Source organism: Bariatricus sp. HCP28S3_D3 (assembly GCF_052065755.1).
GTDB lineage: Bacteria > Bacillota > Clostridia > Lachnospirales > Lachnospiraceae > Allocoprococcus.
The window spans coordinates 17,542-34,873 of record NZ_JBQHTK010000031.1; the positions used below are offsets into that span (position 1 = coordinate 17,542).

The window sequence follows — 17,332 nt, forward strand, 5'->3', positions numbered from 1 at the left end:
GTTCTCCTACTTAATTCCTGTACACATTATATCTTGTCCAGTAATTTCAGCTGCCAGTTCGTCAATAAACTGGTCTAATGATAATGTCAAAAATTCATGCAACAGCCAATTTTCTTTTGAATTTAACAAATGTGCCATTTGTTCCGGTTTATACCGAACAATTTCACTAATTCTATGCATAGCCGCCATAATAATCAACATACTGTTAATATTCATAACATCTGGATTACTCAAAGCAGTTCTTTTTAAATACCACAATCTCTTGCTTGAACGAATATATTGAAACTCACGCCTTAGCTCATCGTTCCCATTTTTAAAATCTGCTGACAAACTGTCCTGGGTATTTCTTTTCGCACCATTTACACTTTGCAAAATGAACTTATTCTCATTCGAAACTTTAAACTTTGAAGAGATACTGTTTATATACGCAGTCGGAACAGTGAGTGGAGCAACACCAAACAATGAACTATCTATTTCAAATTTTAAATATAAATTTGAATCATTTCCTTTAAAATAACATGGTGATTGCGATGTCTTAACAGGAATAAATAATTCTGGGATTTTAGCTCCTCTTGGTGTATTATAAGTTGTAATAAAGGCTCGATGAATAAATGCTAAATTATAAAATAATTTTTTCAATGGAATTGTATTCAGCTTACCACTTACCCAAATAGTATCAAAATTTTGTTCAAGCATTCTTCCAAACAAGACAAAGACACCTTTATTTTGATGTCCTACATATATAGATGAAAGATCATTTCCCGAAATATTGGTATTTTCAAACAAACCATGTCTTGAAAAATCTTCCACAAAATCTTCAATATACTCACATTTAAATGCCAAAAATGCTTTCACTGCATTTAAAATTGAATAATATGATAAGAGTGGCACTGATTCTATCGGTAATGTTTTGGCAGCACAATAGAAAGACATTGCTTGCTTCCAGTAAAAAGAATAATGGTACTTTCTCTCATCTCCGTATTTAGGCTTTGATACAGTAGCATTTCGATATTTCATAGCTTTCTTATGGCCCGAAAAATAAAAGTCTATATAAGTAAAAATATCATCCGTTAAAACTGTATGACTACCAAAATCAGGTGAAGTATAACTTTTTCCCATTTGAAGTTTACGATTTTTGTATTGATATGGTATGTTATCAATCTCAATATTAGTTCTCTTTGGCATTTAGTCACCTCAAATCTTCGCCAGAATCTGCATTTTCCTGCCGTCTCTACCGGTCTGAACCTTTTCATAGTTTACCTTAACACCATCGTCCAGATCAATATCAATACGAGAGAGGGCAATGTGAGCCAGTTTAGCGTCATAGTCCTTGGTTTCTTTCAGTTGCTTCTGGAGCTTGTCCTTACGCTTGGTAGCTTTTGATACTTCTCGAGAAGCACGGCTATTGTCGATGGTTTCCTGCATACGGATAATTTCACGCTCATAGGTGTGCTGCATCTTATGGAGATATTCCACACGCAAATTGCCGACAGTATCAGCGTTCCAACGGTGCATATAAACCAGTGCCTTGAAGCCGTTCTGTTTGCCACTGTCAAAAAGCCAGTAAATCGGACGTTTCTGATAAATCTTGATATGCTCCTTCATGAAGTCATTCAGGAAATAGTTGCGAATCACTTCACGAGAAGTTGTACCCTTGTTACCAAGTGCCTTAGCGATGAAATCAAGGTTTGCTTCCAAATTTTCTTCGCCAAATGCCTTCTTCATCCAGTCGACGAACTGACCGACAATATCATCCTCGAAATAGGCTTCATCGGTAATTGGGATACAGTTATCCCTGTCCGGAATAAATGTGCTGTACTTACTGTCATCCCATTCACCGCCTGCATAAGTCAAGCCCTCAACATCAAGTGAATATCGACCGAACATACAACCTACTGCATAGGAAATCAAACTCCGTATATCTCTTGCAGCATCTGCTTTAAATACAGTCACATCAGCTTCGGCAATTGTTGGATTTAATTCGCCATTTAATCCGTAGATTCCAGCAAAAATAGCATTCAAATCTTCCTCATTTTGCTTTAACTCTGTAAATCTACTATCACATTCGCTCTCCCATTCCTTGTAGGCATCTTTCAATGATTTTCCGTATCGAACCATAGGATGTTTTTTAAATTCCCATGACAATTCACTTGCATCCCAATCAATAGACGATAAAAAGATATTACGTTTCACGATGGATACAATTTCATTTTCTCTATCTTTGTCATAAATAAATGGCAATTTGGCAAGGTCTATTGCCTGTACGTTTATAGTCGGATTCATAATTTTTAAGGCTTGGTCTGCAATTTTAGTGCACAAGAAACCTAACGCATACAACATTTCTTTCTTATTATCAAAGAAGCACGGGGAACCTGCAACATCCCACAAAAAACCATGCGGAAGGTATCTTGCAGAGAATTTTCCACTTGAGATAAAAGGCCATGTTAACCCTTCTCTTAGGTACAAATGTTGTAATGTTGTCTTTGATCTGTTGAATTCATCCTTTCTAAGCCAGTTAACAACATAGTCAGCATTACCCGCCCAGTTGCGTCGATTTCCGCCTTTACTATATGGAATCCATTTACACTCCGAAAAATCAATTTTATCCATTGACTTGTATCCAATAGCACACGCATTTCTATCTACTTCATACCAAAGACGAACAAACTCATTATTGTTTCCTGTCGTCATTCCGGTAATAATTTCCGCAACATCACCCAATTTCTGTCCTTGGAAAGCATCAATAAATGCAGGACTTAACCAATATGCAATAGGCGTTCCAGGAATCATTAAGAAATTGTTCTGCCTAATTGTATAAAAGAGCTTTTGTGTTTGATTATCAGTGATTTCCATTGCTTCCGGTTCATCTTCAGTGACTATATCAGAATTATACCTGGTAAAATCATATTCAAATTCATGGTTCTCTTTTGCATTCATGAATAATCCTTCAATATCTTCAGGGGCAATATACTGGAATGTTCTCTGATGCAACTTCATATAAGAACCAATATAATTTTTAGTTGCTTCGTTCTTAATAACAAATGCCGTGGAACCAAAATCAATGCCAAATACTCCTCTACCCATGTGCAGAAGATTAACTATTGTCTGTTTACTAATAATTTCTTTTCTAAGTGCTTCAAAAACTGTCAAGAAAAGGAAAGATGGCTGTGTAATCATTCCATAGTAAGAGCCAAACTTCGTCATATATCTACACTGTTCAATAAATACCGCAAACATATCACTTTTACTATTAGGATGATATTTCTGAACATATGTGGTCAGCTTTGCGCTCATTCCTCTATTCCCCATATAAGGCGGATTTGTAATGACCGCATCATACTTTTGTGATAAAACATGAGCAATTTGGATCAATGTAAGCAACTGCACCTGTGTTTGATTGATACCAATGATATCCAAGCTCATCTGTCCTGCATCGTCGATGCTTTCAGCGAAACGCTGAAGGAGTTCCCAATCGTAGTTTTCTACATTCAGAATGGAACCGTATTCTTTTGCATCAACCATCGTATCGAGCAAGCCGCTGACCTGGAGCTTTGCCTTATTTCTCTCGATAGGGCTGAGATCAGCGCCAAAATATTTCAGCTGCCCACGATTGATGCCATTGCTTTCCTCAATAGCATACACATGAGGTTTGATTTCACGGGTAAAAATGCGGCGGTCATACTGACGAGCTTTCATCATAACGGCAAAGTATGCCAGCTGTGCAGCTCGCTTATCAATATCCAGACCGAACAGGTTGTTTCCCAGAATGGACTGTACAGCATCTCTCTGCGTATATCCCTGAGACTCGTAAATCTGCATCAGCACATCGAAGCAATATACCAGAATATGACCGGAACCCATACAAGGGTCGATGACCTTAATATCTTCCGGGTTCAGATTGCGATATTCCGCACGAATCTGTTCAAGCTTTGCCTGCACACTCGCTTCCTGTTCAGCTTCTTCCAGATAGTATTTCCAGTTTTCTTTCAGGCTGTCGCTGGGATGACCTTCCACCCAAAGACGCCCAAGGCTGTTCTCCACCATATAACGCACAATCCAGTCCGGTGTGAACAACTGTGTTGCCGCAGGGATACGCTCCTTGGTAATCTTCACATTCTTCTTCAGCAGAGCAAAGGTCTCGTCTTTCGGCTCAATATTGTAATACTGGTACATCCAGCCGATGATCTCAACCTGACCTTCTTTTTCTATGTTGAAGTCGTACTCAGTAATGTCATGCACCAGATGATAAACCACACCATCATGATCCGTGAAGGAAATGCTGAGAAGAAGCTCGGTGTAGTTATTGGTTTCTTCAAACAGCTCAGGTAGAATCCCATTGAGCTTGTTGCACTGCTTGATGAAAAGCATACGGAACAGTTCATCCAGCTTATTTTCGTCCTTCAGCTGCATGATTTTGTCGTGTTCTGCCATTGTAAACTCCATATCGGTATCAAATGGAGTGGTCACGAAGTCAGGCTCGTTCTTGGCAGGATTTTCAGAAGATAGTACACGGATTCTGGAAGGGAGATACTCGTTTACTTCCATGAATCGAATAGCGATCAGTCGGTTGAACCAAGTATAGGCAACTTCTTCAATGACCGCCTTGAAAGCAGTCTTATAATCGCTTGTACGCTCTTTTTCCTGAATGGCTCTGACCAGAGCGTTTCTCTGTTCAATGTCAGAACCGGCGACCTGCACATAGTCCTTTGTGCCAATATCAAAGAACTGCAAGTCCTTGGAGGACTGAGAAAGTGGCTGGGCGATGCCTTTCTCGCTCACACCAATCAGTCCCGCTTTATATGTAATGTCGGCAATGAGCTTATTTCTCGCCCATACCGCAAAATTTTTAATCGCTGTTTTATTCATAACGTTATCTCCATTTATTAAAACTCAACATGAATTACCGTATCGTTTTCGAGTTGTGCCAATAATTTTTTTTCTAAATCTGCAACATATCTTTTCACATCTTCCTCTGTTTCCAGCTGCCATGTTGTTTCTGTGTTAATTGACTTAATGCTGATTGTACGTTGCTTCTTCTGTTTTGGTACTGATCCAGCTTGTTGTTTATCAGATTTTCCTAATCCATAAGAATTTCCGCCATCACGGATTACATCTGGCTGTGACTGTTTCCGTCCTTCTTTTTTCTCTTCCTCCGCCATTTTCTGAGCCTGCAATCTGCTTTCCATATCAGCAATCTCATTTAGGCAACGAACCTTTAACGCATCCGCTTCAATTTTAATATTCTGAAGTGTCGCCACATTATTACAATGACTGGCTTTTTCATGCAGTTCCTGGAATCGGTCTGTATATCTGCTGCTAAGCTGTCCTTCACACAGCTTTCCTTCCAGTTCCTGTAATACACGCTTTCTTGCTTCATCAATCGCTTCTTCTATCGGAGCTTCCATTTCATCCAACAGCTTACTGTAGGTATTCGAAAACTCATCCAATAATCCCGGCAGTTTAAAAATATCACTGTATGGAACAGCCTTTTTCATAATGGATTTCACCTGCTCCACGATGGATTCTATTTCTTTATTCACGATAAAGGTACGGCTGTCATCATAAATCGCCATCAGACGGATTGCACGGTCAAAGATCGTAATCTGATCCCCAGAAAAGAATTTTTTCACTGGTTCATAATCCCCCGCAAAATCGAGATAATCATCCCTGTCACTGTCAACAGAAGCAAAGAATTCATTAGCGTTCTTTAACTGGGACACGTCATTCATCAATTTTTTCCCTTGAAGTACCAAGGATTTTCCCGGATACAACGGCTGGCTCTGATAGCGGATTTCCAGTTTTTCCAGATCAGTCTTTAATCTTCCTGCATATCCGATAAAGCTGCTCATGACAGCATCATCGTCATCGCTGGACGGAGATACTCCAAACAGCTCTTTCATAACCTCCCGCACCGCTTTTTTCTGCTTCTCGCTGGCACGGACACGTTTCTCCGTCATCAAACGCTCATTAAATTCTTTCCGTGTAATAAACCGGACAATCTCATCTACACTCTTTGACAGAAGGGTCACAGATTCACTATTTACAAAGAACGCAATCTCCCCGTCCTTGAACAGTTTTGCAACCAGCCACTGTACATCTGCTTCCACGAATCCATATGGTGCTTTCATAAATCGATCCAGCAGAGACTTCATGGAAGTCTTCGTATGACGGGACGTATTCACCGCAATATAATCATTCACATCATGCAAGGCAAGACTGTTCGGTGTCGTATTGGTTCCTGCTAAAGACAGCTGCTGGCTGCTATTGCTAAACAACTTCTTAATATCCGCTTCATTCATGGCAGTGTCAATATAAGAAAGTTTATGGTACACGGAAGCAACCAGTTTCCCAATGGCATCATTGATACGGGAAGAAACCTCTTTTACCGTTGTCTGAACCTGATCACCATTTACATAAATCACTGCCGATTTTAAAGATTCCTCCAAAAACAAACGTGCAGCTGCACTTCTCTCACGCAGTTCCACCTTTTTTGCTTCCTTGATCTGCTCGTACTTTGTCACCGTATTGGTAGCATCGAAACGGATAAACTTTTCTATCTGCAAGGAAGAACGGATTTCATCCAAAAATGAACGGTCATCCGGGAGCACCACTAATACACAGTGACTCTGTGCAGACAGTAACCGCATAGTTGTATCATCTGCAACTTCATCGCTGTTTGGTGTCAGGATTTTTAAGGTAATATCATAATTCTGACCGGCTTTATATGGCTTATCATCCACCACCTGGTTAAATCCAAAGGCATAACGGCCATTGAAAGCAGGATAGCGATACTTCTTTTCATCAAATAAACCGTCAAAAATCAGTTCCGATACCTTGGCTGTAATCTCTCCTGCATCCACAGGCTGTGCTTCGATTGCCCGATTGATCTCCTGTTCTTCATTGGTCAGGAATACGTAAATATCCCCATTTTTCTGCACCAATGTCTGACGAATGAGCCGCTTCAGGGCATCTTCTACATTCTGCGACAGTTCCATACGGTCATTATCCATATGGTCTACCATCAGACTGGTAATATTCTCAATGTTGGCTTTGATTTCTTTCACGTACTTAATCATAAAGAGTGTCTTGAGTACATTCACATCAAAGCATTCTTCAGCATGATCCGGATTCAGATAGTCATTATCCAAGGCACGGGAAATAACGCCCTTGTGGGAGTGGTCCAGAAACTGCTCCAGAGCGTCATAAAACATATGGAACGGCACAATCGTACCGGTTTCTTGATTCATCACACGCATGGCAGACTCTTTGAACAATGCTAACATAGAACGCTCTCCCTCTGCCAGATGCTTACCGGATGCTCCATGGGTACGGATGGATGTCAAAACACTTCCTAACAGATTAAACTGGTATGGAATAAACGGATAAACTTCAGCAAAGTTATTCCGGTCTGCATACAGCTTTTTCTCCACGCCATCATTAAACAGAATCAGATTCTTTGCAATGATCTCTTTTTCATCATAGTATAATTCCAACGTCTGAGCAGCCGTTTCCGTTTTCTTCAAAACCCTCTCACGGATAACCTCATCAACATTGGCGGAAGACAGAGACAATCTGGTATCAAAACGTCCCTGAATCTTTGAAAAATCATTTCCCTTTGTTTTTGTAATCGAATCAATATCCTGCTGGCTGGTTACAATGACCCATGCTTTTCCATGGCAGGCGGTTCCCAGATTCTCTACTACAGTCTGAAGGTTAAGCATCAGACTGGAGTTATCGCCAATGTACTGTCCGATCTCATCCACCAGAAATACGATATGGTGGTTATTACCTTTTCTATCCAGGTATTTCTTGACCATAGACGCAAATTCTTCAATAGTGATGGAATATGGTCTGGTTGCTTTTTCGCATATATTACGTGCTGCTGCTTCACTCATATAGCCCATATCTACCAGCACATCTACAAAATCATCCTGAATAAAGTCAAAATCGCTGCGGGCTTCTTTCCAAGGCTTACCAAAGGACTCCTCAAACGTCTCTTCAAATTCTTCGTACCTGTGGGCTTCTGTCAGGTTCCGTTCCACATCTGCCAGTGCCGGTATTGCACCATAAAATCCCTGCATTTCGTTAAACACTTTCAGGAATACAGAGAGGATGGCCTCTTTATTCTCTTTTCCATTCATCTCACTTTTAGAGTCAATGTTAAAAAGAGCAACATCCGTCGGAATCGTAGCTGCCAGCCTCATATCCGCCAGCACCATACGGTCTTTGATCTTTTCATCTTCCTCAAAATATTCCAAAGCAGTCTTTCCATTGACTGTTTTATTTTCCAGAAGATAAGACAGGATTTTCAGAAAGTGGGATTTACCACTTCCAAAGAAACCTGAGATCCACACGCCCATTTTATCTGTTGTTCCGGTAATCCCACGCTTATAACTATCAAAAAAATCACGAAAATGTTTCTGTAACTCACGGGTTACTACATACTCTTCCAGTTCCTGCTGGATATTTCTGTCATCATCCTGACCCACCTTAATAACGCCTTTCAGGTCACGGTCAATCGGTTTTACAAACATTTGCCCTATTTTCATCTTGCGTACTCCTTTACTCAACCAGCTTAAACGCCCGATAATAATTGTCATCCTTGATCTCCCCAAAAAGGATCAGTTCCTGTCCATCATACTTTCCTGGATAAAACATCACAACCGGTACATTGTCAATGACCTGATGAAGATTATTCAGAACGGTATGTGACCGAAGAATCGGATAACACTTTCCTATTCCTACAAGAAACACAATCGCCTTTTCCGGTGTGCGTTCCCTGATATAATTTACAATCAAACTGTCTTTAGCCGTGATACGAAGCATATTTCCCACGGCTTTTGTAATCCGGTCAAATCCCCTCTTTTTTTCAAATTCATAGCATTTTTCCAGATAACCTTTTTCTTTTAGGATTTCTATAATAATCTCATACAGATCAAATACCACAATACGATATTCGTCATCTGACTGCTCATTCTTTTTCCGGATATATTCAACCCTTTCACGTACCAACAATTCCTGCTCCGGAGGATAGTCAAAAATATAATATCCGACTTCATTCCCCAAACCTTTATTTTTCCGGAATGAAGGCTTTTTTATCATAGCTTCTGCCTGATCCAATCTTTCTTCCAATGTATTCATCTTAGTTTACCCCCGTCAGAGCCTTTACCAGCACTTCTTCATCAACTGACTGCAAATACCTTTCCAGCGCAATATCCAAGATAGGCGGTGTGATCATTTTCTTTTTATCGATCACGGTCAGCAAATTGGCATCTGTCATAAAGTTTAAATAGCAGGAACGAAGATGGCGTTTTGTACTGTCCTTCCATCCGGCAATCAGCTCACTCTGTGCTTCTTTCCTGGTAAAGAACACATTCACATCTGATTCTTCCATAATCTCTACACCAAGAATCACTTTTTCCCGATAGGTTTCATATACAAACTCAAAAAACAACCTGTCTGTTCTTAATATTGTAACCAGGTTGATCAGTTTCTGTGTCGCCAGATCAGAAGTACAGAACAAATCCACAAGAGTATCATCCATTGCTTTCACACGGGTAATGATATATCCTGCCATACGCAGTGCACGGTACTCCTTTGCTGCTCCGAAGAGGTTCTCCTCCACACATTTTTTCTTTATATCGTCATATGCCATTCCTTCCTGTCTCATTTTCACTGCCTTCTTAAATTCCAGAAACCAGAATGACTGAGACATAAGACCTGCGCTATATTTCTTACATTCCATATGAAAAACCTCTCTATTCCACTGTCTTTTCTCTATTCTCATCTATTTGATTATCAGGAATAATATCTACGATTTCATCGACTGTGCAGCCCATATGAATACAAATCTTTTCGATTACTTCCATAGTGACATTTTCATTATTCGCAAGTTTCGTAACGGTATTGCTGCTAATTCCCGTCAGTTCCCTGAAATCTTTCTTTTTCATATCCCTATCTATCAGCATTTTGAAAAGCTTTTTATAAGATACTGCCATACCTGATACCTCATTATTCACGTACTTTTTATCTTCTCATGCTACGTATATTATTGTAGCATAGAATTCTTTCTTTGGGTATCAAAAAAAATGGTGTTCGAGTGATTTTTCATCGTTTTTCAAGATTTTCACAGCGAAGGAGTTTGAAAATGATATTCAAACTCCTTCTCATGCCATGCTTTCCAATATTCTGGTAAGATTACTCCTCCAGATACATTTTTACTGCATTAAAACACTTCAGCGCCTCTGAATCTGCATCATTAAAATTGGACGAAAATGTCTGGAGGCTGCCAGATGGATCTGTCGCCAGATTAGTCAGTGTCAGATAAGCATCATATAATTCCGCTACCGCTTCATACGCATCCTCATATTCATCCGGTGGATTTTTCAACTTCTTCATCAGTGAGTTTACTGTATCCTGATTATCCTCAATACCGCTTATCTGCAGACTGAAAGAAGAATCGGAATATAAATTCTGTAACGCATCATTAAAATCCGATACGAAATAACCACTTGGTCTGGTATATTTATCAGTCGAATCATCCCGTTCCTCATAAATTGCGTTGTACCAGACTTTTTTTATCAGATTTCCACATGTTTCCGCATCACCGGCTCCGGATAGCATAGAATACGTTACAAGTTCCAGATTAGCAGAGTATTCTTCAATTCTTTTTGCTGCTTCCTCTGCCTCTTTTTTCTTTTGTCCCTGCACAACAGCCACTGCAATCAGTGCGACAATTAATAATACTACAGCCGCAATCGCTATTGTTTTCTTTGATTTTTTTGCTATCTTTACTCCTGTTACTTCCACCTGCTGTGGTGCTGTTTCACTTTCTTTCGCATCTTCGATAGGGCATCCGCACTTCGGACAGACATCTGCCTCCGCATCCAATTCTGCACCACATTCCTGACAGTATCTTTTTTCTTCCGGTATCAGAACTGCTCCACAATGCACACATTTTTTTGCCTTATCTGATACCTGTTCTCCACAATTCGGGCACTCCATCATTGCCATAATTTTTTCCTCCGTGTAATTTATTTTTATAATTATGCCTGTGCAACATTTTGATGTAACACTGGTTTTATCCGTCTGTATATCTCAAGCCCCTGTTTTTTTCCAAACCTGTGCAGGGAATTCAGGTAAATGATCTTCGGTGTTTTAGCCGTTTCCATCATATTCTGGATTTCCGACATTTTACTGGCATAATCTGTTCCGCCGAATATTTGTCTCAAAATCTCCTGTAATCTCATCCGCTCCTCATATCTAGCCTGGAACACATCAATATCCACTCCTGCCAGTTTTTCCTTCAGGCGTTTTACCCTGTTACTATTGTCATTGCTGGCTATCAGACTTCTTTCAACAGATGGAGAAATTATAATCTTATTATTGGATGGCAACCTCACATCCCAATAATCACGCACTGCCTTGTATCCCTGATCTTTACTGATGATTGCAACACGTTCTTTATGTCCGGTACCATAAAACTCTCCCACTCTTGAAGCAATATAGAAATCTAAGCCATTCTTTCCCGTATTTTTTAGTTTACATGTATCGAAATGACAGCCCGATCTTTCAATATCCTCCAGGTATCTGTTTTCACAGCTGTGGGCAGCATTACTGAAGAATATCGTAAGATAATCAGTTTCTTCCAGATAATCCACACCCCGAAGTCCGCCACTTCTTACATTTTCAAAATCCACCAGAAAATACATATCCTACCCTCTCTTTCTTCCTCGACTGTTTTTCTTATGCTCTACAATCTCCTCTGACCAGTTACCATCAAATACTTCTTCCATGCTTTCTGCCTGTACTGCTTTTGACACCGCCCTGCCCACGGCTTTGAAATTGATAGCAACACCTTCCGGGTCATTTTCATATGTCACAGAACGGTTACGGGCAATACCGATTTTTTCCGCTTCTTTCCCGGCATCAATATTGGCACCAAGGAATAAGAATTCCCATCCACACTCTTTTTTTGCTCTGATCATTCTCCGGACCTGTTCATATGTAAAATTTTCACTGGAATTTTCCAATCCATCCGTAGTAATAACAAAAATGACTTTTTCGGCTTTGTGTGCTTCCGGGAGATGTTTCTGGACATTATCAATCTTTTCAATCGCTGCCCCCACTGCATCCAGAAGTGCCGTACATCCTCGGACATAGTATTCTTTTTCAGTCAAAGGCTCAATAATCTCAATCGGAAAGCGATCATGAATGATCTCCACCTGATCATCAAACAACACTGTTGTTACATTTACCTGCTTACCTTCTGATTTCTGTCTTGCAATCATTCCATTAAATCCGCCGATTGTATCGCTCTCAAGACCTCCCATGGAACCACTTCTGTCTAAAATAAAAACCAACTCAGTTAATCCTGTATTCATGTGATTACCTCCTTCTTGACCCTGTTTTATAGGTCATAATGGCATCCCATTGCGGGATTACCTCCTTCAATCGTTTATAATCACATTTTATATACAGAACCAACTGAGTTGGTCGCATACCAGGCGACATTGAAATTTCGCCTTTCCTTTTCACTTAACCAAATACCGGCTGCCCATAAGCATACAATACGTCATTGATTTCAAACATATCATAGATTTTATTCTGCAAAAAATATGCCACTATAATATCTGTTTTGGAACTTCTGGATAATGCAAACCCGGCACTGCGCAGCAAATCCTTTGCTTCATCCAGGGATAACTCTAATGCTATCGTAAAAGCCAGCACCGTTTTCTTATTTGGTGCGTAGTTGATATCTTTCCGGATCTTTGAAAAATGTCTCCGGTCAACATATGCTTTTGTATATACTTCAGAATCTGCCAATCCCCTCTCATCAATCATACGAAGAAGACGCTGTGAAAATGTCTCTTCCATCTGATTCATCAGATCATCTATGTTTCGGTTTGTCGCCATTGTTTGCGACATTTCTTTGGTAATCTTCGTTTTTTTCATGCTGCCCACGTCAAATTCTGCTGGAGCAGACATATCTGTCTCATAGTCAGCAGGTGCTTCCTGCTTCTTCTGTTCCTTTCTTTTTTTCCGGAAGCTTGTTATTTTATCAAAAATGGATTTCATTTCTTCATCCATCCTAATATCATCTGTCCCTGGCTCGTAGTATTTGTCTATGTACTTTCCAACTTCTTCAATCAATTCTTTGTTTGCCATATACTTTATACCTGCCTTACTATTTCATGTTCTCATTATAAACCAAATTTGGCTTTAATTCTATACTCACAAATCTATCAGGTATCTGTTCTCTCCCGGTCGCATATCAGGCGACATTTTAAAAATTAAAAGATTATATTCGTAATGGATGTTTTTTCGAATAAAAAATAAATTCCGTATAACTTATTACGGAATTCATTTTTTTCAAATTTTAAAAATCTAATTTGGCATTAAAATAAATCAATATATTATCAATTACATGATACTGTTATAATGATGCCGGAAAGCACAGAACACACACAACCCTATGGTAAAAAAACACAGAGCTGATTTCCATATGCCTGAGAGGGAAATTAGTCCAGTAAATCAACGTCCTTAATCAATAGTTTGAATTGTACTTTCCCCCTCAAGTGCCAATTTTTCTCAATAATCAATTAGAATTCTAATACTATCAAATTGCATTTTAATTAATTCATTAGTGGGCAATTTCCCTTTCACCACAAAATCCAGATTCTGATTAATTGCTTTTACATTCTTTCTGCTATTTTCATTTAATAGTCCTGGTTTCAATAAAGTACATGTCTCCAACAGCATCACATACAATATTTCTTATATGCCTCCATCAAATTTAGGAATCAGTCAACAAACATTATCACGTTGGCAAAAGGAGCTACGTGAGACAGGTGATATTGAATGCCGTGGTTCCGGTAATTATGCTTCTGATGAAGCAAAAGAAATCGCACGATTAAAACGTGAACTTCGTGATGCACAGGACGCTCTTGATGTACTAAAAAAAGCAATCAACATTCTGGGAAAATGACGGAAGCCATTTATCTCGAAGTTGCTGAGAAGGCAGAAACTGCCCATAAGGCTGGACGCCGGGTTTCTGTCTCCGGAATGTTGAAATATCTCGGCGTTTCCCGTTCTGGTTACCGTGCATGGCTAAAACATGTTCCTTCAAACGCTGAACAGCGTCGTGAAACGGTAAAAGCCAAAATCAAGGATATTTATGATGAATCAAAACAGAATTACGGTGCCCCAAAGATTACCAAAGAACTGCGAAAATCAGGGGAAATAATCTCTGAACGTACAGTTGGTAAATACATGAGGCAAATGGGAATCAAAGCACAATGGGTAAAACCATGGACTATTACCACAAAAGATTCTGACTTCAGTAGCGAATTGCAAAATATCCTTGATGAACAGTTTAATCCGGAACGCCCAAATGCTGTCTGGTGTTCTGATATCACATATATCTGGACGATAGACGGATTTGTTTATCTAACCAGTATTATGGATTTATATTCCAGAAAAATCATTGCCTGGACACTTTCTAAAACACTGGAAGTATCCTGCGTGATTGAAACAATAAATAAAGCTAAAGCAAGACGTAAAATCGAAGAACCATTGATTCTGCATTCCGATCGTGGCAGCCAGTATGTATCCAAAGAATACAAGAGGATAACTGCCGGTATACAGTGTAGCTATTCGAAAAAAGCTTATCCTTGGGACAACGCATGTATTGAATCATTCCATTCATTGATCAAACGTGAATGGCTGAACCGCTTCAAAATCCGCGATTATGATCATGCGTACCGATTGGTCTTCGAATATCTGGAAGCATTCTACAATACAAAACGTATTCATAGCCATTGTGACTATATGTCTCCAAATGATTATGAAGAACTGTATCGTAGAATCCAGAAAGACGAATTGCTGATGGCAAGTTAAGATGAGGAAAACCTCATTTTAACTTGTACTAAATCTTGACATAGGACCATATCATAATAATCATTCTTAGCCGATTATAAGCTTCCCAACTACATATGGGTACCTTTATCTTTATTCACAAAATAAAATTCCCATCTATATTTGAGTATCTTTTTTTCTTTATTTTCATAAACAAGTTCCCAGCTATATGTGAGTATTTTTTTCTTTATTTTCACAATCAAGTTCCCAGCTATATGTGAGTATCTTTTTTCTTTATTTCCGTAATCAAGTTCCCAGCTATATCTGGGGTATCCTTTTTCTCTATTCACAAGATAGAATTCCCATCTCTATTTGAGTATCTTTTTTTCTTTATTTCCACAACCAAGTTCCCAGCTATATCTGGGTATCTTTTTTCTTTATTTTCATAAACAAGTTCCCAACTATATGTGAGTATTTTTTTCTTTATTTTCACAATCAAGTTCCCAGCTATATCTGGGTATCTTTTTTCTTTATTTTCATAAACAAGTTCCCAGCTATATGTGAGTATTTTTTTCTTTATTTTCACAATCAAGTTCCCAGCTATATCTGGGGTATCCTTTTTCTCTATTCACAAGATAGAATTCCCAGCTATATGTGAGTATTTTTCTTTATTTCCACAATCAAGTTCCCAACTATATATGGGTATCTTTTTCTTTATTCCTGCTTTATGCTTTCAATTTGTATTGTAGAAGCGATATGCTGTAATGTGCAATAGCTTTTTCTATTATGGTTGTATATTCATTGCAAATTTCGCCCAAACAGTGTAAACCTTTTGATGACTCGGTCCGCTACTTTTACTCAGGCGGTGTATGTACTACTACAAATGTCTTCAGGCTTCAATGGCAAGGACTAAAGTCGGCGCTAATATGCCCCATTGACCCCTGAATCTATTTGCAGTTTATGGGTAATCAAGCAGGCAATGGCATAGGCTGCTTCCGCTCACAATAAAGCACACGGGTGATGCATTCCGAATACACCGCTTATGCGAAAATGACATTCCGTTTATTCGGAATGTGCAATTCATTGATTCTGACTAAATCAAGTGGATTTTTTAGATAAAATCAAACATTTTTCACACGTGAATTTCATTTGATAGTTTAAATTTATAATGTGTTTATTTTCTCGTTAAAAACAAATTCCGTATAACTTATTACGGAATTTGTTTTTTTAATAACGTTTAAATTCAGTTTTAGATTAAAATAAATCAAAAATCATTTCAAAACTTAGAACATAAAAAGTATGTGTGTAATTCTCGAAAAATCTATACGACAAATGACCATTTTCTACATAGATTACCTTACAACTCAATTTTGCTTCAGAATATACTTTTTCTATAAACCTCTTTTTCTATCATATATGTGCAAAATGGGAATTCCCGGGACAAATGTTTTTCCACACAACCGAGAAATAATACCCGCCACATTTTCACGCCAATAATCGAAAAAGAGAAAGATGCTGCCTAAAAAGCAAACATCTTCCTCTTTTTCGACTACAGTTCCTATCTTATGTTTTGCAAACAGATAATCTAAATGTACATATCAATCAAATAATCTGCTTCATATGCATTTCTTTCATCGTAAATAAGCCCAATGGTACAAACGTCGTATTCCTGACCGCCTCGCATATAGTAAACCTTAAAACCAAATGCTTCTCCACCATTGCGTTCACAATCTAATTTTTCGCACCTCTCGCATTCGACTAAAAGTCCGTCAAATTCGCGCCATGGAATATACGCGTGTGTATAGGACTTATCACATGAAGAATTCATTTTTATAATCTCTTCATGCAATCTTTCTTTCATTTCGTTCTTAAGTAAATCGTTTGTAAAACTACTACTTATACTTCTCTCAGACAGATAATCGTTTCTAAAATTCTTTTTCATAAGCATTACTCCTTTCGTTCTTTCCGGTTTTCTAGTTGTTACTTTATTAAATAGTTTTTTACTGCTTTTCATGCATTTCACCTCCTTTCTTTCATATACAATAACATTTTTAGAATCTCCTATTTTTTCTCCAAAGGAAAAATAGCAGTGACATCAATTTATATATAAGTTACATCTCATGAAACCAAAACTCTTCGTTATTCGTGTATACTTATAATACAAATTCAAAAACAAGAAGAATTCCCTTCTCTTCTTCACCAAATCAAAAATTCCATATTCATTAATGGAACTACTAAGACATGCACACATAGTGCTATCGTTTCATACATTTAGAAAAAATAGGGGAAAACAGATTATGAATAAACCAACCTATTACCTCTGGCGGAATGATTTTTCGTCACAGCAAGAATTTGAAGAAGCAAAGGTACAGTTTTTGAATTTGGGATTTCGAGTGGTTGTATTTCTTGATGGAAGCAGCGAGAAAAATATCCATGACGGATTAAAATCTCTAATCAAAAACCATATCTAATCATC

General features: G+C 38.6%; 15 protein-coding genes. 2 read left to right on the plus strand and 13 right to left on the minus strand.

Going from position 1 to position 17,332, the window contains the following annotated elements:
* Positions 1-6 precede the first annotated feature (6 nt).
* From ACTNB3_RS14540 to ACTNB3_RS14585, 10 genes are all read right to left on the minus strand, one after another.
* Positions 7-1,185, minus strand: a complete 1,179-nt coding sequence (locus ACTNB3_RS14540; protein WP_441026493.1) for a YaaC family protein — start codon at positions 1,183-1,185, stop codon at positions 7-9.
* A gap of 9 nt (positions 1,186-1,194) precedes the next feature.
* Positions 1,195-4,866, minus strand: a complete 3,672-nt coding sequence (gene pglX, locus ACTNB3_RS14545) for a BREX-1 system adenine-specific DNA-methyltransferase PglX (RefSeq protein WP_441026495.1) — start codon at positions 4,864-4,866, stop codon at positions 1,195-1,197.
* Positions 4,867-4,883: 17 nt separating this feature from the next.
* The gene (brxC, locus tag ACTNB3_RS14550; RefSeq protein ID WP_441026497.1) at positions 4,884-8,549 is read right to left on the minus strand and encodes a BREX system P-loop protein BrxC; all 3,666 of its coding nucleotides are present in this window, start codon (positions 8,547-8,549) and stop codon (positions 4,884-4,886) included.
* A gap of 13 nt (positions 8,550-8,562) precedes the next feature.
* On the minus strand, positions 8,563-9,141 hold the full coding sequence (locus ACTNB3_RS14555) for a DUF1788 domain-containing protein (protein ID WP_441026499.1): 579 nt from the start codon (positions 9,139-9,141) through the stop codon (positions 8,563-8,565).
* A gap of 1 nt (position 9,142) precedes the next feature.
* Positions 9,143-9,745 (minus strand): DUF1819 family protein, encoded by a 603-nt coding sequence (locus tag ACTNB3_RS14560; RefSeq protein WP_441026501.1) that lies wholly within the window; start codon positions 9,743-9,745, stop codon positions 9,143-9,145.
* A gap of 13 nt (positions 9,746-9,758) precedes the next feature.
* A complete protein-coding gene (locus ACTNB3_RS14565) occupies positions 9,759-9,998 on the minus strand; it encodes a helix-turn-helix domain-containing protein (RefSeq protein ID WP_178747450.1) in 240 nt (79 codons plus the stop codon).
* A 199-nt stretch (positions 9,999-10,197) separates the two neighbouring features.
* Entirely contained in the window at positions 10,198-11,013 is an 816-nt protein-coding gene (locus ACTNB3_RS14570) for a zinc-ribbon domain-containing protein (RefSeq protein ID WP_441026503.1), read from the minus strand.
* Between the two features lie 32 nt (positions 11,014-11,045).
* Positions 11,046-11,711, minus strand: coding sequence for a PIN domain-containing protein (locus ACTNB3_RS14575; protein ID WP_441026505.1), 666 nt, complete (start codon positions 11,709-11,711; stop codon positions 11,046-11,048).
* Between the two features lie 3 nt (positions 11,712-11,714).
* A complete protein-coding gene (locus ACTNB3_RS14580; RefSeq protein ID WP_441026507.1) occupies positions 11,715-12,383 on the minus strand; it encodes a vWA domain-containing protein in 669 nt (222 codons plus the stop codon).
* A gap of 154 nt (positions 12,384-12,537) precedes the next feature.
* Entirely contained in the window at positions 12,538-13,167 is a 630-nt protein-coding gene (locus tag ACTNB3_RS14585) for a hypothetical protein (protein WP_441026509.1), read from the minus strand.
* Positions 13,168-13,983: 816 nt separating this feature from the next.
* Here ACTNB3_RS14585 and ACTNB3_RS14590 point away from each other — a divergent pair.
* Positions 13,984-14,898 carry an IS3 family transposase gene (locus ACTNB3_RS14590; RefSeq protein WP_055151734.1) on the plus strand — a complete coding sequence of 305 codons (915 nt, stop codon included), beginning with the start codon at positions 13,984-13,986 and terminating at the stop codon, positions 14,896-14,898.
* Between the two features lie 89 nt (positions 14,899-14,987).
* On the opposite strand, the gene ACTNB3_RS14595 is transcribed toward ACTNB3_RS14590, so the two are convergent.
* From ACTNB3_RS14595 to ACTNB3_RS14605, 3 genes are all read right to left on the minus strand, one after another.
* A complete protein-coding gene (locus ACTNB3_RS14595) occupies positions 14,988-15,206 on the minus strand; it encodes a hypothetical protein (RefSeq protein WP_441026512.1) in 219 nt (72 codons plus the stop codon).
* Positions 15,203-15,442 carry a hypothetical protein gene (locus tag ACTNB3_RS14600; protein WP_441026514.1) on the minus strand — a complete coding sequence of 80 codons (240 nt, stop codon included), beginning with the start codon at positions 15,440-15,442 and terminating at the stop codon, positions 15,203-15,205. The genes ACTNB3_RS14595 and ACTNB3_RS14600 overlap by 4 nt, the downstream gene beginning before the upstream one ends.
* A gap of 999 nt (positions 15,443-16,441) precedes the next feature.
* On the minus strand, positions 16,442-16,870 hold the full coding sequence (locus ACTNB3_RS14605; RefSeq protein ID WP_441026516.1) for a hypothetical protein: 429 nt from the start codon (positions 16,868-16,870) through the stop codon (positions 16,442-16,444).
* A gap of 283 nt (positions 16,871-17,153) precedes the next feature.
* Between ACTNB3_RS14605 and ACTNB3_RS14610 the strand changes: the two genes are divergently transcribed.
* Entirely contained in the window at positions 17,154-17,327 is a 174-nt protein-coding gene (locus ACTNB3_RS14610) for a hypothetical protein (protein ID WP_441026518.1), read from the plus strand.
* The last annotated feature ends 5 nt before the right edge of the window (positions 17,328-17,332 follow it).